Below are 22,397 nucleotides of genomic sequence, written 5' to 3' on the forward strand. Positions count from 1 at the left end.
GGAAGGGCGGAAGGTGGGCCCGCAATGGCGGGCCGTCATGCGGGAAAGTCTCAGCTGGACGCGCCTTCCCCGTTCTCGGCCGGCGAGAAGTTCACCGCGCGGCCCGGAACGATGGTGGAGATCGCGTGCTTGTAGACCATCTGCGTCACGGTGTTGCGCAGCAGCACCACGTACTGGTCGAACGATTCGATCTGGCCCTGGAGCTTGATGCCGTTGACGAGGTAGATCGACACCGGAACGTGCTCGCGCCGCAGGGTGTTCAGGAAGGGGTCTTGTAGTAGCTGCCCTTTGTTGCTCACGATATTCTCCGTGTTTCCGGTGTTGTTGGAACTCCCACATTACCACAGCCGCGGGGGTGGGCGGAAAAATGACTGCCGGGGGCGGCGCCCCCGGCCGCGCAGCGGCGAGGTCATCCGGCGCCCAGCGCCGGGTCATTCGTCATTCCTTTTCGGCGTACGGATTCTTCGAAGTCCGCATCTCGATGCGCAGCGGCGTGCCCACGAGGTTGAATTCCTTGCGGAAGCGCCCTTCCAGGAAGCGCTTGTAAGCGTCCGTCACGTGCTCCAGCGAGTTGCCGTGCACGACGATCACAGGCGGGTTCATGCCCCCCTGGTGGGCGTAGCGCAGCTTCGGGCGGAACATGCCGGCCCGCTTGGGGGCCTGGAACTGCACCGCCTCCTGCACCAGCCGCGTGAGCACGGGGGTGGTCATCTTCACCATGGCCGACTTGTAGGCGGCGATGATCGACGCCCATACCGGGCCCAGGCCCTGGCGCTTGGCCGCCGAGATGAAGTGCAGGTCCGCGAACTTCAGGAACGGCAGGCGCTGCTCCACCTGGCGGCGCAGCAGCTCGCGCTGGTAGTCGTCCACCGCGTCCCATTTGTTGACGGCCAGCACCACGGCGCGGCCGCTCTCCAGGATGTAGCCGGCGATGTGGGCGTCCTGGTCCGTCACGCCCTGGGTGGCATCCAGCAGCAGCAGGACCACGTTGGCGGACTCGATCGCCTGCAGCGTCTTGACCACCGAGAACTTCTCGATCGCCTCGAAGACCTTGCCCTTGCGGCGCAGGCCGGCGGTGTCGATCAGCTCGAACTTCTGGCCGTTGCGCTCGAAGGGCACCGAGATGGCGTCGCGCGTGGTGCCCGGGAGGTCGAAGGCGACCAGCCGCTCCTCGCCCAGCCAGGCGTTGATCAGGGTCGACTTGCCGACGTTGGGCCGGCCGGCGACGGCCAGCTTGAGGATGCCGGTCTGCTGGTCTTCGGCGCCCTCGTCCTCTTCCGGCAGGTTCAGCGGCGCGAAGGCCTCGTCCACGAGGCTGCGGATGCCCTGCCCGTGTGCGGCGGAGACCGGGTGGACCTCCCCGAGCCCCAGCTCGTAGAACTCGGCCAGCTGGGCGCCTTCCTGCATGCCTTCGGCCTTGTTGGCCGCCAGCAGCGTGGGCTTGCCCAGCTTGCGCAGGTAGTTGGCGATGTCGTGGTCCTGCGCCGAGACGCCGGCGCGCGCATCGACCACGAAGACCACCACGTCCGCCTCGGCGACGGCCTGCTGCGTCTGCTTGGCCATCTCCTTGTAGATGCCCTGCTCCGCCGTCGGCTCGAAGCCGCCGGTGTCGATGACGATGAAGTCGTAGCGGCCGTGGCGCGCGTTGCCGTAGTGGCGGTCGCGCGTGAGGCCCGCGAAGTCGGCCACGATGGCGTCGCGCGACTTGGTCAGCCGGTTGAACAGCGTCGACTTGCCGACGTTGGGGCGGCCCACGAGGGCCATGACCGGCTTCATGCTGCCAGGAACCTTATTGCGGGACGAACCCGTAGATGTTGCCGTTGTGCGTGACGACGACGAGCGTGTTGCCCGCCGCCACCGGCGCCGCGGCGATCGCGCTGCCGTCGGTGGCCAGGCGCTGCAGCAGCGTACCGTCGTCCCGCGAGAGCATGTGCACGAAGCCGAAGTCGTCGCCGACGACCACCGCACGGCCCAGGGCCAGCGGCGTGCCGACGCCGCGGTGCAGCAGCTTGTCGTTGGTCCAGGCGCGCTGGCCGTCGGCGCGCTTCCAGGAGACGACCTTGCCGTCGCTCTCGCTGCCGAACACGTTGGCGGCATCGCCATGCAGGCCCTCGGAGCCGTTGGCGCGCTGGGTCCAGACCACGGTGCCGCGACCGGCATCGACGCAGCCCACGGCGGCCTGGAAGGCGCGCGTGCAGATCGAATCGCCGACGCGGCTCACGCGGCCGACCAGGTCGACCAGGCGCTCGATGTCGTTGATGCCGCGCGCGGTGGCGATCGGAGCCTCCCAGCGCGAGCTGCCGTTGAGGGGATTGAGGCCCGCCAGGCGGCCGCCCTGCCCCACCACCAGCGTGTCGCCCACGGCCAGGATCACGCCGGCTTCGCGCAGCACCAGCGGCTCGCCCTGGCGCTGCTGCGTCCACAGGCGCCGGCCGGTGCCGCCGTCGTAGGCGGAGACCGAGCGGTCGCCGCCCAGCACGAACACGCGCGCCCCGGCCACCAGCGGCGCGGTGTACGACAGCGCGCCCAGCTTCTGGCGCCAGACTTCCTTGCCGCTCACCATCGCGACCAGGTCGTTGTTGCGGGTGATCACGGCGGCCGTGCTGCCGTCGAAGCCCACGCCAGCGGCCAGCGGCGCGCCGGCGCTGCCGCGCCATTGCTCGCGGCCGGTGGCCGCATCGAGGCCGACCACGGTGCCGTCGCTGGAGGCCATGGCGGCAACGTTGCCGTTGACCGTCACGACCAGCGGGAAATCGACCGTCCCGATCTTGCCCGTCCAGGCCTGGCGGACCGCCAGCAGGTTGGGGTTGGCCTGCAGTTCGGCGGGCTTCGGCTTCTCGGCGCCGCCGATCAGCGGGAGCGAATTCAGGAAGGAACAGCCGGCCAGCAGGACAGCCGCGCCGACGGCCAGTGCGGCGCGCAGGAATCGCGGTCCCGTCATGACTTGGCGGTCTCCCCGGCGGGCTTGAGCGTCTGCACGTCGACGCCGAGCGCGGTGAGCTTCACCTCCACCAGCGGGCGATACTGCGAATCGGCGCTGAAGGCCTGCCAGGCCTTCATGTATTCCAGCTTGGCCTGGTCCTTCTTGCCCTGCAGGTTGTAGATGTCGCCGCGGCGGTCGGCGGCCAGCGCCTCGAATTCGCGCGGCATGCCCGCATTGAGCTGCTTGAGCGCGCCGTCGTAGTCCTTGGCGTCGACCAGCAGGGCGGCCAGGCGCAGCCGGGCGACGGCCTGCAGGCCCTCGTCCTTGGCGTCGCTCGCCACCCATTGCAGCGCCGACTTGCCGGCATCGGCCTTGCCGCGCTCCACGAGCACGCGCCCGGCCAGCAGGCCGGCCTGCTGCGCATAGGTGGTGCGGCCGAAGCGGTCCTTGATGTCCTTGTAGGCCTGCTCCACGCGGGCGGCGTCGCCGCTGCCGGCGGCGCGCTCGACCTCGTCGTAGAGGAAGGAGGCCTGCGCCGCCTGGCGCCGTTCCCAGTACTGCCAGCCGTTGTAGGCGGCGATGGAGCCGAACACGACGATCAGGATCCAGGTGATCGCGTTGCCGTACTGGTTCCAGTAGTGCTTGAGCTGGTCAAGCTGTTCCTGTTCTTCGAGGTCGAGATGTGCCATGGTGTGCCCTTGAAAGGGCTCTTGTGCTGCCCAGTTTGCGGATTGTAGGCTGGCGGTGACGCGCGGCAGCGCCGGAACCCCAGCGCTGCGTGAGCGCCGTGAAGCGCTGGGGTTCGCGCGCTGGCGCGGCTCACCGCCAGCCTACGGGAAAACCGTCAGTTCCGCAGCGTGCCGGCCCAGGAGGCGGCTTCGGCCAGCGCCCGCGCCTCCTGCGTGCCCGCCCGCAGGTCCTTCACCGTCACCTGGCCCTGCGCCAGTTCGTCGGCGCCGAAGATCAGCGCGAAGCGCGCCCCGCTGGCGTCGGCCCGCTTGAACTGCGACTTCATGCTGCCGGGGCCGTCCGGCCCACCCGCATGCTGCTGCACGCGCACGCCGGCGGCGCGCAGGCCCTCCAGCGTGGCCATCACCGCGGGCAGCGGCGCGCCGGCGGGGACGATCGCGTAGGCATCGGGCGCGGCGCCGGGCGTCGCGACCTTCAGTTCCTGCAGCAGGAGCAGCAGCCGCTCGATGCCCAGGCCGAAGCCCACCGCCGGCGCCGGCTTGCCACCCAGCTGCTCGATGAGGCCGTCGTAGCGGCCGCCGCCGCACACGGTGCCCTGCGAGCCGAGCTGGTCGGTCACCCACTCGAACACGGTGAGGTTGTAGTAGTCCATGCCGCGCACCAGGCGCGGGTTGACGCGGTAGGCGAGGCCCACGGCGTCGAGCGTCGCCCGCACGGCATCGAAGTGCGCGCGCGAGGCTTCGCCCAGGTGGTCGATCAGGCGCGGCGCCCCTTCGATCAGCGCCTGCATCGAGGGCACCTTGCTGTCCAGGATGCGCAGCGGGTTGGTGATCAGGCGCCGCTTCGAATCCTCGTCGAGGGCCGCGGCATGCTGCTCGAAGTACGCCACCAGCGCATCGCGGTGGGCGCGGCGCTCGTCCGGCTGGCCCAGGCTATTGAGCTCCAGCCGCACGTCGCGGCCTTCCACCAGCCCGAGTTCGCGCCACAGCGCGCGCGCCATCAGGATCATCTCGGCGTCGACGTCGGGGCCGGCGAAGCCCAGGGCCTCGACATCGAGCTGGAAGAACTGGCGGTAGCGGCCCTTCTGCGGCCGCTCGTGGCGGAACATCGGGCCGATCGTCCACAGGCGCAGCGGGCCGTTGTAGAGGGCGTTGTGCTCGTTCATCGCGCGCACGATGCCGGCGGTGGCCTCCGGGCGCAGCGTGAGCCGGTCGCCGTTCATGGAATCGACGAAGGAGTACATCTCCTTCTCCACGATGTCGGTGACCTCGCCGAGGCCGCGCACGAACAGCGCCGTGGGCTCGACGATGGGCGTCAGCAGGTAGTGGTAGCCGTAGCGCGCCATCACGCCGCGCACGCAGCTCTCGAACCACTGCCACAGGGCGGAGTCCGGCAGCCTCTCCGTGCGCGGCACGGAGGGCGGCAGGATGTCGTTCATGCCTTTGACGGCACTGAGTTTTTCAGCCATGGTTGTCCGTTGGGCGTTCGGCGTTGAGCGTTGGGCGGGAAGTCCACGCCGGACGCTCAACGCTCGACGCCGAACCTCTTCTCGATGTAGTTCTCGACGAGCGCGTGGAACTCGCGCGCGATGTTCTCGCCGCGCAGCGTCAGCGCCTTCTGGCCGTCGATGAAGACCGGCGCGGCCGGTGCCTCGCCGGTGCCGGGCAGGCTGATGCCGATGTCGGCGTGCTTGCTCTCGCCGGGGCCGTTGACGATGCAGCCCATCACCGCCACCTTCATCTTCTCGACGCCCGGATACTTCGCGCGCCACACCGGCATCTGCGCGCGCAGGTAGTCGTCGATCTGCTTGGCGAGTTCCTGGAAGGTGGTGCTGGTGGTGCGGCCGCACCCCGGGCAGGCCGTGACGCTCGGCACGAAGCTGCGCAGGCCCAGCGCCTGCAGGATCTCGGAGGCGATCACCACCTCCTGCGTGCGCGACTCGCCCGGCTGCGGCGTGAGCGACACGCGGATGGTGTCGCCGATGCCTTCCTGCAGCAGGATGCCCAGCGCCACCGAGGACGCCACCGTGCCCTTGGTGCCCATGCCCGCTTCGGTCAGGCCCAGGTGCAGCGGGTAGTCGCAGCGGCGCGCGAGCTCGCGGTAGACCGCAACGAGGTCCTGCACGCCGCTGACCTTGCAGGACAGCAGGACCTGCTCGTGCCGCATGCCCAGTTCCTCGGCCAGCCGCGCCGACTGGATCGCGGAGGTGATCAGCGCCTCGTACATCACCTGCTTCGCATCCCAGGGCGTGGCGCGCTGCGCGTTCTCGTCCATCAGGGAGGCGAGCAACTCCTGGTCCAGGCTGCCCCAGTTGACGCCGATGCGCACCGGCTTGTCCCACTTCAGGGCGGCCTCGATCATCTGCGCGAACTGGCGGTCCTTCTTGTCGCCCTTGCCCACGTTGCCGGGGTTGATGCGGTACTTCGACAGGGCCTGGGCGCAGTCCGGGAATTCGGTCAGCAGCCGGTGGCCGTTGTAGTGGAAGTCGCCGATCAGCGGAACTTCGATGCCCATGCGATCGAGCTGCTCGCGGATGTAGGGCACCTGTTGCGCGGCCTCGGGCGTGTTGACCGTGATGCGCACCAGCTCGGAGCCGGCCAGGGCCAGTTCCTTGACCTGGATCGCGGTGCCCACCGCATCGACCGTGTCGGTGTTGGTCATCGACTGCACGCGCACCGGCGCGTCGCCGCCGACCGTGACCACCCGGGCGCCCCAGGCCACGCGGGCCTGGGCGGAGCGGCGCGCCCCGGGCGCGGCGGGTGCTATCGGGAGGCAGTCTGGTTTCATCACTTCACTTCGAATCGGGCGACGTTGTCGCGCGCCAGCGGCGCAAGGTCGAACGGCTTGCCGCGCACCTGCACCTCGGTGTTCTGGACGCTGCCGACCACCACCGACAGCGGCAGGGCGCCGTCGGCGCCGGCGGTCTCGCCGGGCTCCATCAGCTTCTGCAGGACGGTGGTGCCGCGCGCGTCCTTCACCTGCACCCACGACTGCGCGCGGGTGCGGAACACGACGACGCCGGTGCCGGCGTTCGGGCTGGCAGCGGCGACAGGCGCCGAGGCGGGTGCGGTCGCGGCGCTGGCCGGCGGAGCGGCGGCCGTGCTGGCACTGGTGCGCAGCTGCACGCCGTTGCCGGTGGACGCGGCACCTTCCGGCGCCTGGGTGATGGCCGCGGCCGTGGGTACCGCGCCGGCCGCCGAGGCGGGCGCGCCCGGCAGGCCGGCGACGCTGGTGCCGGCCTGGGCCGGCTCGGTCGTGGGCTGTTCGGGGCGCGCTTCGCCAGGGACGGGGGCCGGCGGGGGCGGCGCTTCGGACCGGTTGGCCTGTGCCACCGTGTCCCACCCGCGCTGCACGAGCGGCAGGAAGATCAGCACCAGGGCACCGAGCAGCAGCACGACGACGGTGAGCAGGACCGGGCGCGACACCTGGTTCAGCATCCCCGGCGGCGGCCCGTCGCTGGGCGAGCGGAAGGGGGCGTTGATCGCCTGGCCGGAGTCGGCCAGCCGCGGCTGCGGCGTCTGCGGCAGGCGCTGCAGCACCGGCGCGGGATCGATCTTGAGCGTGCGGCAGACGCTGGAGGCGAGCGCGCGCACGAACACGGCGTCCGGGAGCTCCTCGTAGCGGTCTTCCTCGAGCGCCTCGAGCTTGCGCACCGGCACCTTGAGGTTGGCGGCGAGCGTCGAGACGTGCAGGCCCGCGGCCTCGCGCGCCTGCCGCAGGAGCGTGCCGGCGCTCACGCCAGCCACGCCGGCCGGGTCGTCACTCATCGAACGCCTTCCGGTCCAGCGCCTGGCGCTCGCGCGACTGCGGGAAGCGCTTGCGCAGCTGCTCGCTGAGCTGGCCCATGGCCACGCTGTCGTTCATGCGGTTCTCCACCTGGATCCCGAGCCACAGCGATTCGGCGTTGGCGAGTTCGCTGTTGTTCAGGCGGCGGATGTAGAACTGGGCACGGGGATAGTCGCCCCGCATGTACAGCAGGCGGGCCAGGTTGTAGCCGGTGATGGGATTGCCCGCATCGAGCTCGTACGAGCGCGCCAGGCTGCGCTCGGCGTCCTCGCGCTGGCCGGCGCGGGCCTGGCACAGGCCCTGCGCCATCAGCGTCTTGGGCTTGTCGGGATACAGCGGGTTGGCCATCGCCTGCTCGAACGACTGCATCGATTCGCGGAAGCGGTTGGTCTGGCACTGCAGCCAGCCGTAGTTGTGGTGCGCGCTGGCGTCGCGCGGATTGATCGCGAGCGCGCGCCGGAAGCTCTCTTCCGCCTGGCGGTTGTCGCCCAGGCGCATGTAGACGAGGCCACGCAGGTTGTAGGGGTCGCCGAAGGTGGGATCGGCCGCGATCGCCTGCTTCAGCTCGTCGAGGGCGACCTCGGTCTTGCCTTCCTGGTAGTAGCCGGTGGCGAGCTCGAGCCGGATGCGCGCGCGCCGGCGGCTCTCGGGTTCGTCGGAGGGCGTCACGACGTTGGCCGTCGCCTCCTGCTGCTGTGGTTGTTGCGGCGCTGCGGCGCAACCCGCGAGCAGTGCCGATCCCGCCGCCGCTGCCAGCGCCGCGGCCGCCAGCCAGCGCCCCGCGGAGCGCCTGCGCGCCCCCATGGCCCTCTTCATTTCCCTACGCCTCCTTGGTGCTGTCCGCGGGGACCGGCCTCAGGACGATCGTGCGTTGCTGCGCGATGCGCCGGTCCACCCGGGTGCGGTCCTGGACGTCGCCGGCCAGCTGGCCGCAGGCGGCGTCGATGTCGTCGCCGCGCGTCTTGCGCACGGTCGTCACGATACCAGCATCACTCAGCACTTTCGCGAATGCCTGCACCCGGTGTTGCGGCGAACGCACCAGCCCCGATGCGGGGAAGGGATTGAAGGGGATCAGATTGAGCTTGCACGAGACGCCGCGGCCGGCGTGGTGCTGCACCAGGTGCGCCAGTTCGCGCGCGTGCTCCGGCAGGTCGTTCACGCCATCGAGCATGCAGTACTCGAAGGTGATGAAGTCGCGCGGTGCGTGTTCCAGGTAGCGGTTGCAGGCATCGAGCAGGTCCGCCACTGGATACTTTTTATTGAGCGGGACCAGCTTGTCGCGCAGCGCGTCGTTCGGCGCGTGCAGCGAGACGGCCAGAGCCACCGGGCAGTCCTCGCCCAGGCGGTCGATCATCGGCACCACGCCGGAGGTGGAGACGGTCACGCGGCGGCGCGACAGGCCGTAGCCGTGGTCGTCCAGCATCACGCGCAGGGCGGGCACCAGCGCCTGGTAGTTCTGAAGCGGCTCGCCCATGCCCATCATCACCACGTTGGAGATGACGCGCTCGCCGCCGGTATGCAGGTGCCGGCGCAGGAAATGCTCGGCGAACCAGAGCTGCGCCACGATCTCACCGGTGGTGAGATTGCGCGAGAAGCCCTGGTGGCCGGTGGAGCAGAACCGGCAGCCGACCGCGCAGCCGGCCTGCGAGGAGACGCACAGGGTGCCGCGATCGTCCTCGGGGATGAACACCGCCTCGACGGCGTTGCCGGCGCCGACGTCGAACAGCCACTTGATGGTGCCGTCCGCGGATTCGTGCTGGGAGATGACCGACAGGCCCTGGATGCAGGCGTTCGATTCCAGCTTCTCGCGCAGCGACTTCGCCAGGTCGGTCATCTGGCCGAAGTCGGAGGCGCCCTTCTGGTGGATCCAGCGGAACAGCTGGGTGGCGCGGAACTTCTTCTCGCCGAGTTCCGCGCAGAAGGCGGCCAGACCCTCGAGGTCGTGATCGAGCAGGTTGGCCGCCATCGATGCTTATCGGGCGTAGATGTTCATCGCCGGGAAGAAGAAGGCGACTTCGTTCTTCGCGGTTTCGGCGGCGTCGGAGCCGTGCACGGCGTTGGCGTCGATGCTGTCGGCGAAATCGGCGCGGATGGTGCCGGCACCGGCCTTCTTCGGATCGGTGGCGCCCATCAGGTCACGGTTCTTGGCGATCGCGCCTTCACCTTCGAGCACCTGGATCATCACGGGGCCGGAGATCATGAATTCCACCAGGTCCTTGAAGAAGGGACGCTCCTTGTGGACGGCGTAGAACTGCTCGGCTTCCTGGCGCGACAGGTGGGCCATGCGGGCGGCGACGATCTTCAGGCCGGCGGCTTCGAACCGGGCGTAGATCTGGCCGATCACGTTCTTGGCCACGGCGTCGGGCTTGATGATGGAAAGGGTGCGTTCGAGGGCCATGTGGTTTCCTGGGTTGGTCTTTTAGGGTTTTGCCGGAAGCGGAAAGTTCGGCAAAGCCCGCAATTTTAGCGTGCGCGGCATGACCTTGCCGGATTCGGGTGGCGTGGGTCTGGGGAGCCTTGCGGCGAGGGTCCGGAATGCCTTAACGCAGAAGCCGCAAAAGACACGCAAAAGCCGCGAAAGATCTGAGGGAGTTTTTCTGCGGCTTTTGCGTGACTTTTGCGGCTTCTGCGTTGAAACAGCTTGATCAGCCGCGGCCCCGGCCGCCCCCGCGGCCACCCCGGCCGCCACCGCCACCGCCACCGCCACTGCGGCTGCCACCGCCGCCGCCGGGACCCCCGGGGCCGCCGCGGCGCTTGCCGGGGCCGCCCGGGCCGGCGTCGCGGCGCTGGCGGTTGAAGCTGTCGGCGCCGATGTAGCCCAGCGAGGTCTTCATCGGATCCGGCTGGTTGCCGCCGCCGCCACCACCGCCACCGCCGCCGCCCGGCGGCTTGCGCCGGCCGCCCGGCTGGCCGCCGCGATCGCCCAGCGGGTTCGGCTGGCGTGCCGAGGGGCCGCCGGCGGGCCGCGGGCCATCGCCGCGCGGTGCGCCGCCGCGGCGCTTGTTGCGGCTGCCCCGGCCTTCGCCGGGGTCGCGCTCGCCGCCCCGTTCCGGCCGCGCCGCGGGCACGCCGGCCGCCCGCGTGAGCGCATTGATGTCGCGCTCGTCGAGTTCCATCCAGCCGCCACGCTTGAGGCCGCGCGGCAGCACCATCGCGCCGTAGCGGATGCGGATCAGGCGGCTGACCGCATGGCCCACCGCCTCGAACAGGCGCCGCACCTCGCGGTTGCGGCCCTCGTTGATCGTCACGCGGTACCAGACGTTGGAGCCCTCGCCGCCACCCTCGTCGATGGTGCCGAAGGCGGCGCGGCCGTCGTCGAGCGACACGCCTTCCAGCAGCTTCTGCCGCTCTTCGGTGCTGAGCGCCCCCAGCACCCGCACCGCGTACTCGCGCTCCAGGCCAAAGCGCGGGTGCATCAGCTTGTTGGCCAGCTCGCCGGAGCTGGTGAACAGCAGCAGGCCTTCGGTGTTGAGGTCCAGCCGCCCGACCGACTGCCACTTGCCCTGCTGCAGCCGGGGCAGCTTGCGAAAGACGGTGGGCCGGTTCTGCGGGTCGTCGTGCGTGACGACTTCCCCCACGGGCTTGTGGTAGGCGATCACGCGCGGCGGCGGCGGCGCGATGCGCACGCGGATCGGCTTGCCGTTGACCTTGATCGAGTCGCCGAACTGGATGCGCTGGCCGATATGGGCGGGCTCGTTGTTGACCGAGATGCGCCCTTCCATGATCAGCTGTTCCATCTCCAGCCGCGAGCCCAGGCCGGCCTGCGCCAGCACCTTGTGCAGCTTGGGCGTCTCGGGCTGCGGGGACAGCACGCGCTTGGGCGCGGCGGTTTCCTCCGCTTCCTCCTCGGCGTCAAAGCGGCCGGTGACCACGTCCTCGAAGCGGTCCGCGGGCTCGCTGCCGGGGACGCCGGGCTCGGCGCCCTGCTCCGCCTGCTCGCGGCTGCGGCGCCTGGCCGGACGCTCCTCGGCGTCGTCGGCGTCCTCCGCGTCCGCCCCAGCCTCGTCGGCGGGCTCGGCGTCCTCCGCCGCATCATCGGCGGCCGGCGCGTCGTTCTCCTCGCCGCGGGGCGTCGGCGGCGCGGCTTCGGCCTCGGGCGAGCGCGGACTGGCGTCCGGCGTTTCGTCGTCGGAGGGGGCGCGCGCCATGGCTTCGGTGGCTTCGTTCATGCTTCAGGTCTCGATGGCTTGCTCGGCATCCTGGTCGCCGATGCCGGCTTCATTGGCGCCGGTGGCGGGCTGGGGCGCGCCGGGGGCGGCGGCTTCGGGGGACGGCAACAGTTCCGCTTGCGACCCGAGCGCATCGGGCGCGTCCAGCGGCAGTTCGGGCGCGTCGTCCAGTGCGGCATCGGGCCGCGGTTCGGCGGCCTGGACCAGGGCGCCGAAGGGGTTGTGGTCGCCCTGGGTGGGGCTTTGCAGCTCGGGCAACTGGTCGAGCGAGGCGATGCCCAGGTCGTCCAGGAACTGGCGCGTGGTGGCGTAGAGCGCAGGGCGGCCCGCCGCCTCGCGGTGGCCGATCACCTCGACCCAGCCGCGGTCTTCCAGCTGCTTGAGGATCTGCGAGCTGATCGTCACGCCGCGGATGTCTTCCATGTCGCCGCGCGTCACGGGCTGACGGTAGGCGATGATGGCGAGCGTCTCGAGCGTGGCGCGGGTGTAGCGGGGCGGCTTCTCGGGATGCAGGCGGTCGAGGTATTCGCGCATCTCCGGCCGGCTCTGGAAGCGCCAGCCGCTGGCCACGCACACCAGCTCGACGCCGCGCTGCGCCCATTCGTCCTGCAGTTCACCGAGCAGGGCCTTGATGGTGTCGGCGCCGAGCTCGTCGTTGAACAGCACGCGCAGCTCGCGCACCGGCAGCGGCTGCTGCGTGCAGATCAGCGCGGTTTCGAGGACGCGCCTGGCATCCGCCGTATTCATCGTGTCGTCGTGCTGGAAGAGGCGCCATCCGGCGCAATGCCTGGTTCTGCCTGGGGCTGGTTCGGGTTCGCCGCGGCGCCGGCCCTGCGGGGGCCGCGCCGCGCGTTCACCGGGGGGGACAGGCCATCAGGCTGCCGCCGCGGGTGGCTGGCTCGCGAGCCAGTCGGATTCATTGTATCGCAGCCCCCACGAAGCCCAAGCCGCGCGCAGGTCGGGCGGCAGCGGCGCGTGCAGCGCCAGCGGCTGGCCGGTGGCGGGATGCACGAAGGCCAGCCGGAACGCGTGCAGCGCCTGGCGCGACAGGCCCGCCGCCGGCACCCCGCCGTACAGGGGATCGGCGACCAGGGGATGCCCGGTGTGGGCCAGGTGCACGCGGATCTGGTGGGTGCGGCCGGTCTCCAGCGTGCACCGCACCGCGCAACCCGCCTCCGCCTGCTGCATGCGCTGGAGCACGGTGGCCGCGGGCTTCCCGGGATGCCGCTGCAGGTCCACCACCGCCATGCGCAGGCGGTTGCGCGGATCGCGCCCGATGGCGGCATCGACCCGCCGCATCGCGGGCCCTTCCCACGGGCGATGGGCCAGGGCCATGTACTGGCGCGAGACCTCGCGCGCCGCGATCATCTGCACCAGCCGCTCCATGGCCGCGCGCGTGCGCGCCACCACCATGAGCCCGCTGGTGTCCTTGTCCAGGCGATGCACGATGCCGGCGCGCGGCAGCATGCGGGCCCCGGCATCGCGCGCCAGCAGCGCATTGAGCAGGGTGCCGCTCCAATTGCCGGGGGCCGGATGCACCACCAGGCCGGCGGGCTTGTCGATCACCAGCAGGTGCTCGTCCTCGTGCACGACCGCGAGCGGCAGCGGCTCCGGCAGGAAGGCCTGGCTTTGCGGCGTGGGCCGCAGGTCGATCTCCCCCGCCTCCCCGGCCCGCACCTTCTGCGCGGGCTTGAGGGCGGCGCTGCCGCGCAGGCGCACGGCGCCTTCCTCGATCAGCTGCTGCAGGTAGCTGCGGGAGAAGCCGGGCACGAGGGCCGCCAGGGCGCGATCCAGGCGCTCGCCGTGCAGGGCCGCATCCACGACGAAGGCGCGGGTTTCCGCCTCGGCGCCGGGTTCTTCCAGCAGGTCCTCGGAGGGGGGCTGGAGGGGGTCGATCGCTATAATGGTCCGCCTTGGTGAAAGAGAGTTGCGCGTGCCTGTTCGAGCGAAATTATCCCTGCTCCCCGTCGTCCTCGCCGCGCTGCTGGCGGGCTGCTCGTCCCTGAAGGACGACGACAAGACGGCCAGCTGGAGCCCCAACAAGCTCTACGCCGAGGCCAAGGACGAATTGAGCGGGGGCTCCTACGACAAGGCGATCCCCTTGCTGGAAAAGCTGGAAGGCCGTGCCGCCGGCACGCCGCTGGCCCAGCAGGCCCAGCTGGATCGCGCCTATGCGCAGTACAAGGCCGGCGACCAGGCCCAGGCCCTCGCCACGCTCGACCGCTTCATCAAGCTGCACCCGGCCAGCCCGGCGCTGGACTATGCCCTGTACCTGAAGGGCATCGTGAACTTCAACGACAACCTCGGGATGTTCGCCTTCCTGTCCAGGCAGGACCTGTCGGAGCGCGACCAGAAAGCGGCCAAGGAGTCGTTCGAGGCCTTCCGCGACCTGTCGACGCGCTTCCCCGATTCCCGGTACACGCCGGACGCGCGGGCGCGCATGACGTACATCGTCAACTCGCTGGCGCAGTACGAGGTGCACGTGGCGCGCTACTACTACAGCCGCGGCGCCTATGTGGCGGCGATCAACCGGGCGCAGAGCGCGCTGGCGGACTACCGCGACGTGCCGGCGCTGGAAGAAGCCCTGGCGATCCTGATGCGCTCGTACGACAAGCTGGGCATGCCGCAACTGCGCGACGACACGCGGCGGGTGCTGGAGAAGAACTATCCGAACAGCGCGTACATCGGCGGCAGCGGCACGCGGGTGGGGCAGCAGAAGCCCTGGTGGCGGTTCTGGTGAAGTGCTCGTTCTGACGAAGGGCCGCTGACGCGGCCCTTTTCATCTGTGAGCAGGCGCGACAGTAGGCTGGCGGTGAGCCGCGGCAGCGCGAACCCCAGCGCTTTCCCGCATCGCCGGCGTTCGCGCAGCTCACCTGCCGCTGGCGCGCCAGCCTACGGGCCCAGCGCGCCCAAGGCCTCTTCGAACTCCCCTTCGTCCTTCAGCCGCCGCATCGGCGGCAAGGCCGCCAGCAACCTGCGCCCATACCCCATCTGCACCAGCCGCGTATCGCACACCACCAGCACGCCCTGGTCGGTCTCGCGGCGGATCAGGCGGCCTGCGCCCTGCTTCAGCGCCACCGCGGCTTCCGGCACGAAATAGTCGTTGAAGGGGCTGCGGCCCTGCGACTCCAGGCGCTGCGAGCGCGCTTCCACCAGCGGGTCGCCAGGCGGCGGGAACGGCAGCTTGTCGATGATCACGAGCTGCAGCGCCTCGCCGGGCACATCCACGCCTTCCCAGAAGGAGGCGGAGGCCACCAGGATGCAGCCGGCATGGCCATGCGCTGCACCCTCGCGGAAGCGCTCGATCAGGCGCCGCTTGGGCGACTGGCCCTGCACCAGGACTTCCAGCTCGCCGGAGCCGGCGAAGTGCGCCTGCAACTGCTCGCCGATCGCGCGCAGGGCCCGCAGCGTGGTGGTCAGCACCATGGTGCGGCCGCCGATGCGGCGCGCCGCGCGTTGCGCGAGTGCGGCCACCGCGGCGCTGTGGCCCGGATCCTTGGGCGGCGGAAGCTGCCGCGGCACGTACAGCGCCGCCTGCGAGGGATAGTCGAACGGGCTGGCCACCCGCAGCACCTGCGCCTGCGACAGGCCGCAGGGCTCGGTGAACCACGACAGGCGCTCGTCGTCGCCCAGCGTGGCGGAGGTGAAGATCCAGGCACGCTGCCGCTCGGCCTCGTCGCGTTCCTCGCCGGTCTTGAGCAGCTTGCGCTGCACCGCCTGCGCGATGTCCAGCGGCGACTCCACCAGCCGCAGCTGCGTGCCGGCATCGGCCCAGCGCACCGAGCCAGGCTCCGCCTCGCGCGCGAAGGCGCGCACGCGTTGCGCCAGCGTGGAGGCGCGCTCCTGCAGGCGCACGAAGTCGGGTGCGACCTCGTTGACGACGGCCAGGCCCTCGGCCGCCTGTTCGAGCGCACTTGCCAGCACGGCCAGCGCATCGTCCCAGGCCAGCGGGTCGACGCCTTCGGGCGCCTCGCCGCTCCAGCGCAGCCGCGTGCTGTAGTTGCCGCCGCCCACCACGAGGCGCAGCTCGCGCGCGGCGCGTTCCACCGCGGCCACCAGCGGCTGCCACTCGACCAGCCCGCGCGCGAACTGCAGGCCGGCGGCCAGCACGTCGCGCGCGAAGTCGAGCACCTGCCCGGTCCCGAGCTGGCGGCCCAGGAACTGCACGCCGGTTTCATTGAGCTGGTGCGCCTCGTCGAAGATCACCACGCGCACGGTGGGCAGCAGTTCCGCCATGCCCGATTCGCGCACCGCGAGGTCGGCGAAGAACAGGTGGTGGTTGATCACGACCACGTCGGCGGCGAGCGCCTCGCGGCGCGCCGCGTTGACGTGGCACTGCCGGAACTTCGGGCATTGCGAACCCAGGCAGTTCTCGCGCGTGGATGTCACCAGCGGCAAGACCGGTGAGCGTTCGTCGAGCCCCGGCATCTCGGCCAGGTCCCCGGTGCGCGTGCCCTGCGCCCATTGCTCGATCTTCGCCAGCGTGCGCAGTGCCGTGCGATCCGGCAGGCTGGCGTCGCGCCGCGCGAGGTCGAGCCGGTGCGCGCACAGGTAGCTGCCGCGCCCCTTGAGCAAGGCCATGCGCACCGGCAGGCCGAGCGACTGCGCGAGCCGCGGCAGGTCGCGGCCGAACAACTGGTCCTGCAGGGTCTTGGTGGCCGTCGACAGCAGCACGCGTTCGCCGCTCAGGAGCGCCGGCACGAGGTACGAGAAGGTCTTGCCGACGCCGGTGCCCGCCTCGACGACCAGCGCTCCGCCCTGCTCGATGGTGCGGGCCACCGCCGCCGCCATTTCCGTCTGGCCGGGGCGGGGGCGGAACGCTTCGGCCGCTTGCGCCAGGGCGCCGCTGGGGACGAAGGCCCCGCGCGTGAGCTCCTCCAGCCGCTCGCGCGGCGGCTGCGTCCAGGCCGACGTGTCCTGGCCTGCGGCCACGGCATGGCCTGCTTCGGCGTGGCTTGCCGACCACGGACCTGCGGAGTCCGTCATCAGGCGGGTTCTTTGGGATCGAGCACCAGTTCGAGCCGCGCGATCTGGTCGCGCAGCGCCAGGCGCCGCTTCTTCAGGCGGCGCATCATGAGTTCGTCCACGGGGGACTCGGTGGCGGCGCGGTCGATGAGCGCGTCGAGGTCGGCGTGCTCCATGCGCAGCTCGATGAGGCGCCGTTCGGGAGAGTGCAGGTTGGAGTCCAAGGTGGAAAGCGGGGCGCCGCTGCAGGGATCGGTTCGATAATACGTCTTTCGCAGGCAACAATCGAGCCACATGAGCAAAGGCTACCGCCTCACGGCATCGACCGGCATCCACAAGGGTGACCGGGAATACCAGCAGGACCAGATCGCCCTGATCGCGCATCCGCGCATCAACGGCTGCGTGCTGGGCGTGGTCGCCGACGGCATGGGCGGGCGCAGCGGCGGGCGCAAGGCCTCCGACCAGGTCATGATGACGTGCAAGCAGCTGTTCGAGCGCTATTCGCCCGACCACGACGACACGCCCACGCTGCTCAGGCAGATGGTGCAGGAGTCGCACCTCGTCATCAAGCTGACCGCCATCTCCGCGGAGCAGGAACCCCACAGCACCATCGCCGCCTTCATCATCAACCCCGACGGGGAGTGCTGGTGGGCGCACGCCGGCGACTCGCGCATCTACCACTTCCACAGCAACGAGCTGGTCAAGCGCACCATGGACCACTCGTATGTGCAGACGCTGGTGGATCGCGGCGAGCTGACCGAGGAAGAAGCCAACGTGCACCCGCAGTCCAACATCCTCATGGGCTGCCTGGGCGCCGAGGAAGAGCCGCCGACCGACCTGCACCACATCCCGCAGCTGCGCCCCGGCGACACGCTGCTGGCGTGCAGCGACGGCGTCTGGCACTACTTCAGCACCGAGGAACTCGGATCCGTGCTCGCGTCGCTGTCGGCGCGCGAGGCGACGGAATTCCTGATCGAGAAAGCGCGCCAGCGCGGGCACGGCGGCGGCGACAACCTGTCGCTGGTGATCGTGAAGCTGGAGCCGCTGGGGAGTTGAGCGTTGAGGGTTGGGCGTTGGGCGTGGAATTCCTGCCGGACGCCGAACGCTCAACGCTCAACGCTAACGCGGCATCGGCAGGTCCGAGGCGGCGGGCTTCCTGCGCTTGGCTGCGCGCTCGCGCACCTGGGCGTTGTGTTCCTCGGCGGCGCGCAGGCGCGCCTCGTAGGCGGCGCGGTTGGCCGCCGCCTGCTCCGGGGTGGGGCCGTGGCTCTTGGGCAGCGGCGGAGTGCGCGGGGCGCCCTGCGGCCCGTGCGGGCCGGTCGCCGCCTTGGGCTCGCGCGGTCCCTTGGCGGCCTTGTTCGCGTCCTCTTCGGCCTTCTTCTGCTGCTTCTCGGCGGCGCGCGCCTCGCGCTCCTTCTGCTCGCTCACGGCGAGGCGGCGGCGCTGCTCGTCCTGGGCGCGCTTCTCGGGCGAGTTGCGCTCGTCGACATCCTTCTGGCGCTCCGCCGCGCGGCGCTTGCGCTCCGCGTCGTTCAGCACGCGTTCCTGGCGGCGCAGGTCGGCGAGCGCGGCGTTGCGCTCGCGTTGCGCCGTGTGCACGCAGTCCGTCACCGCGAAGCGGGCGCGGCAGGCCCGGTGCGCCTCGTCGAAGCGCGCCGCGACCGCGGCCCGCTCGGCCTTGATGCGCTGGCGCTCGGCCTCGTCCTCCGCGGCGCGGACCGGGGCGGCCGCCAGCAATGCGAGGGCAAGGGCAAGCAGGGCTTTCATGTCAGGCGGGTATCGACGGTGCGGTGTTCGAGCGCGAGGAATTCGGTGGACTGCATTTCCATCAGGCGCGACACGGTGCGCGGGAATTCGTGCGCCAGGGGCCCTTCGGTGTACAGCTCCTCCGGCGGGGCGGCGGCAGACAGGATCAGTTTGACACGGCGGTCGTAAAGAACATCCACCAGCCAGGTAAATCTTCGTGCCTCGGAGGCCAGCCGGGCCGACATGCGCGGCACGTCGCTCAGGAGCACGGTGTGGAACTGGGTGGCGATCTCGAGGTAGTCGTTCTGCGAGCGCGGGCCGCCGCACAGCGCCTTGAAGTCGAACCACACGACGCCGCCGGCCTTGCGGCGCGCGCGGATCTCGCGGTGCTCGATGTGCAGCGTCGGCTCCTCGTCGCGCGATTCGGCCAGCTGCGTGAAGGCCTCGTCCATCTGCGCATCCGCCTCCGCGCCGAGCGGCGTGTGGTACAGCCGCACCTGCTCCATCGTGCGGCGGCGATAGTCCGTCCCGTTGTCGACGCTGATCACTTCCAGCTTCTCGTTCAGCAGGGCGATCGCGGGCAGGATGCGGTCGCGGTGCAGGCCGTTCGGATAGAGGTCGTCGGGGCGGAAGTTGGAGGTGGTGACGAAGCCCACCCCGTTGTCGAACAGGGCGTCGAGCAGCCGGTGCAGGATCATCGCGTCCGTGATGTCGGCGACGTGGAACTCGTCGAAGCAGATCAGGCGGTAGCGCTTGGCGATGCGCGCGCCCAGGGCGTCGAGCGGGTTCACCGTGCCTTGCAGGTCCGCCAGCTCGCGGTGCACCTCGCGCATGAACTCGTGGAAGTGCAGCCGCGTCTTGCGCACCACGGGCACGGCCTGGAAGAAGCAGTCCATCAGGAAGCTCTTGCCGCGCCCGACGCCGCCGTACATGTAGACGCCGCGCGGGATGGCCGGCCGGTTGATCAGCTTCTTGAACGCATTGGAGCGCTGCTCCTTGTACTGCGACCAGTCGGTGGCGCAGCGCTCCAGCGCCGCGACCCCCCGCAACTGCGCCGGATCGCTCCGGTAGCCGCGGGCGCTGAGTTCCTGTTCGTAGACTGCGCGGACGCTCATGAATACCTGAATGCCGAACGCAAAAGCCGCAAAGGTTTCGCAAAAACCGCCAAAGGAATCATGAAGGATTCTTTTGCGGCTCTTGCGTCACATTTGCGGCTTCTGCGTTCAAGGGTCTTCAGAAGTTCAGCGTCCGCTTGTCCACCGCCAGTGCCGCTTCCTTCGTCGCTTCGGAGAGCGACGGGTGGGCGTGGCAGATGCGGGCGATGTCTTCGCTGGAGGCCCTGAATTCCATGGCCACCACGGCTTCGGAGATCAGCTCGCTGGCCATCGGGCCCACGATGTGCACGCCCAGGATCTCGTCGGTCTTGGCGTCCGCCAGGAACTTCACCATGCCCGTCGTGTCGCCCAGTGCACGGGCGCGGCCATTGGCCATGAACGGGAAGGTGCCGGCCTTGTACTGCACGCCGTCGGCCTTGAGCTGCTGCTCGGTGCGGCCCACCCACGCGATCTCGGGGCTCGTGTAGATCACCCAGGGAATGGTGTTGAAGTTGACGTGGCCATGCTGGCCGGCGATGCGCTCGGCCACCGCCACGCCCTCTTCTTCCGCCTTGTGCGCCAGCATCGGCCCGCGCACGACGTCACCCACCGCCCACACGTTCGGCAGGTTGGTGCGGCATTCCTCGTCGACCTCGATCGCGCCCCGGTCGCTGAGCTTCAGGCCCACGGCTTCGGGATTCAGCCCGTTGGTGTTGGGCACCCGGCCGATGGAGACGATCATCCGGTCGCACTGCAGCTTCTGCTCGCCGCCCTTGGCGTCCGTGTACGCGACCGACAGGCCCTTGCCTTCCGGCTTGATCTCGCCCACCTTCACACCCAGCTCGATCTTCAGGCCCTGCTTGTCGAAGGCCTTCTTCGCTTCCTTGGCGATCTGCTCGTCCACCGCGCCCAGGAAGGTCGGCAGCGCTTCCAGCACCGTGACTTCCGCACCGAGGCGGCGCCACACCGAGCCCATCTCCAGGCCGATCACGCCGGAGCCGATCAGGACCATCTTCTTCGGCACGCTCGGAATGCGCAGCGCGCCGTCGTTGGACAGCACCAGTTCCTCGTCGAACGGCGTGCCGGGCAGCGCGCGCGGATTGGAGCCGGTGGCCACGATCACGTGCTTGCCCACCAGCGTCTCCTCGGCGCTGCCGCTCACCTTGATCTCGTAGCCCTGCTCGCCCGCGTTGACGAAGGAGCCGCGGCCATGGAAGAAGGACACCTTGTTCTTCTTGAACAGGTACAGGATGCCGTCGTTGTTCTGCTTCACGACGGTGTCCTTGCGCCCCAGCATCTTCGCCAGGTCGAGGCTCAGGCCCGAGACGCCGATGCCGTGCTCGCCGAAGTGCTTGCCGGCATGCTCGAAGTGCTCGGACGACTGCAGCAGGGCCTTGGAGGGGATGCAGCCCACGTTGGTGCAGGTGCCGCCCGGCGCCGGCCCGCCCGAATTGTTCTTCCACTCGTCGATGCAAGCGGTGTTGAACCCGAGCTGCGCGGCGCGGATGGCGGCGATGTAGCCGCCGGGGCCGCCGCCGATGACGATGACGTCGAATTGTTTGTTGGCCATGGGGGAAGGAAGTTTCTTGGTTTTGTTCCCTCCCCCTCTGGGGGAGGGCTAGGGTGGGGGCGCTCCGGGTGGGCCGATGCGCACCAAGCGCCCCCACCCCGACCCTCCCCCGGAGGGGGAGGGAGAAAATCGGACAGCCGTCAGATGTCGAACAGCAGGCGCGCCGGATCCTCCAGCGCTTCCTTCATCGCCACCAGGCCCAGCACCGCTTCGCGGCCGTCGATGATGCGGTGGTCGTAGGACATGGCCAGGTAGTTCATCGGGCGGACCACGACCTGCCCGTTCTCCACCACCGCGCGGTCCTTGGTCGCGTGCACGCCCAGGATGGCCGACTGCGGCGGGTTGATGATGGGGGTGGACAGCATCGAGCCGAACACGCCGCCGTTGGAGATCGAGAACGTGCCGCCGGTGAGTTCTTCCAGGCCCAGCTTGCCGTCCTTGGCCTTCTGGCCGAATTCGGCGATCTTCTTCTCGATGTCGGCAAAGGACATCTGGTCGGCGTTGCGCAGGATCGGCACCACCAGCCCGCGCGGCGAGCCCACCGCGATGCCGATGTCGAAGTAGCCGTGGTAGACGATGTCGTTGCCGTCGACCGAGGCGTTGATCACCGGGTACTTCTTGAGCGCGTGCACGGCCGCCTTCACGAAGAAGGACATGAAGCCGATCTTGACGCCGTGTTCCTTCTCGAACTTGTCCTGGAAGCGCTTGCGCATCTCCATCACCGGCGCCATGTTCACCTCGTTGAAGGTGGTCAGGATGGCGTTGGTGGACTGCGATTGCAGCAGGCGCTCGGCGACGCGGGCGCGCAGGCGCGACATCGGCACGCGCTGCTCGGGGCGGTCGCCCAGGTCCGGCTGGCCGACGGGCGCACTCACGGGCGTCAACGGGGCCCGCGGCGCGGCTTGCGCGGCCGGCATCGGCGCCGAGGCGGCCTTGGCGATCACGCCGGAGGCGAGCGCGCCGATCACGTCGCCCTTGGTCACGCGGCCGTCGCGGCCGGTGCCGCCGACCGCGCCGGCGGCCAGGTTGTTGTCGGCCATCATCTTGGCCGCGGCGGGCATCGCGATGTCGGACTTGGAACCACCGGCGGCGGCCGCGGCAGGCGCGGCGGCGGCCTTGCCGGGCGCGGCTTCGGCCGCCTTGGCGGCGGCGGGAGCGGCCGCGCCAGCCTTGGCTTCGGTATCGATCCTGGCGATCACCTGGTCGGAGGTGACGGTGGCGCCGTCGGCCTCCACGATCTCGCCCAGCACGCCGGCGCTGGGCGCGGGCACTTCGAGCACCACCTTGTCGGTCTCGATCTCGATCAGGATCTCGTCCTGCGCCACGGCTTCGCCGGGCTTCTTCTTCCACTGCAGCAGGGTCGCTTCGGCAACCGACTCGGACAGTTGCGGGACCTTCACTTCAACGATAGCCATTTGAGTTCTTTCCGGTGTTCTTGAACGGGAGCGGCAAAG

21 protein-coding genes are annotated in these 22,397 nt (G+C 70.1%); 2 read left to right on the forward strand and 19 right to left on the reverse strand.

The genetic code is table 11. The features are described from left to right. Positions 1–50 precede the first annotated feature (50 nt). From hfq to JI746_RS08325, 13 genes are all read right to left on the reverse strand, one after another. Entirely contained in the window at positions 51–299 is a 249-nt protein-coding gene (hfq, locus tag JI746_RS08265) for an RNA chaperone Hfq (protein ID WP_201688364.1), read from the reverse strand. Positions 300–438: 139 nt separating this feature from the next. Further along, positions 439–1,776, reverse strand: coding sequence for a ribosome biogenesis GTPase Der (der, locus tag JI746_RS08270; protein WP_201688372.1), 1,338 nt, complete (start codon positions 1,774–1,776; stop codon positions 439–441). A gap of 13 nt (positions 1,777–1,789) precedes the next feature. Next, positions 1,790–2,941 carry an outer membrane protein assembly factor BamB gene (bamB, locus tag JI746_RS08275; RefSeq protein WP_201688379.1) on the reverse strand — a complete coding sequence of 384 codons (1,152 nt, stop codon included), beginning with the start codon at positions 2,939–2,941 and terminating at the stop codon, positions 1,790–1,792. Continuing rightward, positions 2,938–3,612 (reverse strand): YfgM family protein, encoded by a 675-nt coding sequence (locus tag JI746_RS08280; RefSeq protein WP_201688381.1) that lies wholly within the window; start codon positions 3,610–3,612, stop codon positions 2,938–2,940. The genes bamB and JI746_RS08280 overlap by 4 nt, the downstream gene beginning before the upstream one ends. 155 nt (positions 3,613–3,767) lie before the next feature. Further along, entirely contained in the window at positions 3,768–5,081 is a 1,314-nt protein-coding gene (gene hisS / locus JI746_RS08285; protein WP_201688389.1) for a histidine--tRNA ligase, read from the reverse strand. 56 nt (positions 5,082–5,137) lie between these two features. Further along, positions 5,138–6,400: a flavodoxin-dependent (E)-4-hydroxy-3-methylbut-2-enyl-diphosphate synthase gene (gene ispG / locus JI746_RS08290; protein WP_201688393.1), complete on the reverse strand. Its 1,263-nt coding sequence runs from the start codon at positions 6,398–6,400 to the stop codon at positions 5,138–5,140. Next, complete coding sequence (locus JI746_RS08295; protein WP_201688395.1) at positions 6,400–7,380, reverse strand: helix-turn-helix domain-containing protein; 981 nt, start codon at positions 7,378–7,380, stop codon at positions 6,400–6,402. Before JI746_RS08295 ends, ispG begins: the two co-directional genes overlap by 1 nt. Beyond that, positions 7,373–8,215, reverse strand: coding sequence for a type IV pilus biogenesis/stability protein PilW (gene pilW / locus JI746_RS08300; protein ID WP_236599672.1), 843 nt, complete (start codon positions 8,213–8,215; stop codon positions 7,373–7,375). The genes JI746_RS08295 and pilW overlap by 8 nt, the downstream gene beginning before the upstream one ends. Positions 8,216–8,219: 4 nt before the next feature. Next, positions 8,220–9,365 (reverse strand): 23S rRNA (adenine(2503)-C(2))-methyltransferase RlmN, encoded by a 1,146-nt coding sequence (rlmN, locus tag JI746_RS08305; RefSeq protein ID WP_201688401.1) that lies wholly within the window; start codon positions 9,363–9,365, stop codon positions 8,220–8,222. Between the two features lie 6 nt (positions 9,366–9,371). Next, the gene (ndk, locus tag JI746_RS08310; protein ID WP_201688402.1) at positions 9,372–9,797 is read right to left on the reverse strand and encodes a nucleoside-diphosphate kinase; all 426 of its coding nucleotides are present in this window, start codon (positions 9,795–9,797) and stop codon (positions 9,372–9,374) included. Positions 9,798–10,044: 247 nt separating this feature from the next. Further along, the gene (locus JI746_RS08315) at positions 10,045–11,568 is read right to left on the reverse strand and encodes a pseudouridine synthase (RefSeq protein WP_201688403.1); all 1,524 of its coding nucleotides are present in this window, start codon (positions 11,566–11,568) and stop codon (positions 10,045–10,047) included. Between the two features lie 3 nt (positions 11,569–11,571). After that, the gene (gene scpB, locus JI746_RS08320) at positions 11,572–12,315 is read right to left on the reverse strand and encodes an SMC-Scp complex subunit ScpB (protein WP_201688407.1); all 744 of its coding nucleotides are present in this window, start codon (positions 12,313–12,315) and stop codon (positions 11,572–11,574) included. Positions 12,316–12,441: 126 nt separating this feature from the next. After that, positions 12,442–13,464: an RluA family pseudouridine synthase gene (locus JI746_RS08325; protein WP_408004088.1), complete on the reverse strand. Its 1,023-nt coding sequence runs from the start codon at positions 13,462–13,464 to the stop codon at positions 12,442–12,444. A gap of 7 nt (positions 13,465–13,471) precedes the next feature. Between JI746_RS08325 and JI746_RS08330 the strand changes: the two genes are divergently transcribed. After that, positions 13,472–14,308: an outer membrane protein assembly factor BamD gene (locus tag JI746_RS08330; protein WP_201688409.1), complete on the forward strand. Its 837-nt coding sequence runs from the start codon at positions 13,472–13,474 to the stop codon at positions 14,306–14,308. Positions 14,309–14,460: 152 nt separating this feature from the next. Here JI746_RS08330 and JI746_RS08335 read toward each other — a convergent pair whose 3' ends face one another. Together JI746_RS08335 and JI746_RS08340 are read right to left on the reverse strand one after the other, a co-directional pair. Next, positions 14,461–16,554, reverse strand: a complete 2,094-nt coding sequence (locus tag JI746_RS08335) for an ATP-dependent DNA helicase (protein WP_201688411.1) — start codon at positions 16,552–16,554, stop codon at positions 14,461–14,463. After that, the gene (locus JI746_RS08340; protein ID WP_201688413.1) at positions 16,554–16,757 is read right to left on the reverse strand and encodes a YdcH family protein; all 204 of its coding nucleotides are present in this window, start codon (positions 16,755–16,757) and stop codon (positions 16,554–16,556) included. The genes JI746_RS08335 and JI746_RS08340 overlap by 1 nt, the downstream gene beginning before the upstream one ends. A 70-nt stretch (positions 16,758–16,827) precedes the next feature. Between JI746_RS08340 and JI746_RS08345 the strand changes: the two genes are divergently transcribed. Then, entirely contained in the window at positions 16,828–17,589 is a 762-nt protein-coding gene (locus tag JI746_RS08345) for a PP2C family protein-serine/threonine phosphatase (protein WP_201688415.1), read from the forward strand. A gap of 63 nt (positions 17,590–17,652) precedes the next feature. Here the strand turns inward: JI746_RS08345 and JI746_RS08350 are convergent, their stop codons facing one another. The 4 genes from JI746_RS08350 to odhB form a co-directional block, all read right to left on the reverse strand. After that, positions 17,653–18,300, reverse strand: a complete 648-nt coding sequence (locus JI746_RS08350; protein ID WP_201688417.1) for a hypothetical protein — start codon at positions 18,298–18,300, stop codon at positions 17,653–17,655. Next, positions 18,297–19,394: a cell division protein ZapE gene (gene zapE / locus JI746_RS08355; RefSeq protein WP_201688419.1), complete on the reverse strand. Its 1,098-nt coding sequence runs from the start codon at positions 19,392–19,394 to the stop codon at positions 18,297–18,299. The genes JI746_RS08350 and zapE overlap by 4 nt, the downstream gene beginning before the upstream one ends. A 118-nt stretch (positions 19,395–19,512) precedes the next feature. Then, on the reverse strand, positions 19,513–20,943 hold the full coding sequence (lpdA, locus tag JI746_RS08360) for a dihydrolipoyl dehydrogenase (protein WP_201688420.1): 1,431 nt from the start codon (positions 20,941–20,943) through the stop codon (positions 19,513–19,515). A gap of 140 nt (positions 20,944–21,083) precedes the next feature. Then, positions 21,084–22,358 (reverse strand): 2-oxoglutarate dehydrogenase complex dihydrolipoyllysine-residue succinyltransferase, encoded by a 1,275-nt coding sequence (gene odhB / locus JI746_RS08365; RefSeq protein ID WP_201688421.1) that lies wholly within the window; start codon positions 22,356–22,358, stop codon positions 21,084–21,086. Positions 22,359–22,397 lie beyond the last annotated feature (39 nt).

Origin of the sequence: Ramlibacter alkalitolerans (assembly GCF_016722765.1) — a bacterium.
Taxonomy (GTDB): domain Bacteria; phylum Pseudomonadota; class Gammaproteobacteria; order Burkholderiales; family Burkholderiaceae_C; genus Ramlibacter; species Ramlibacter alkalitolerans.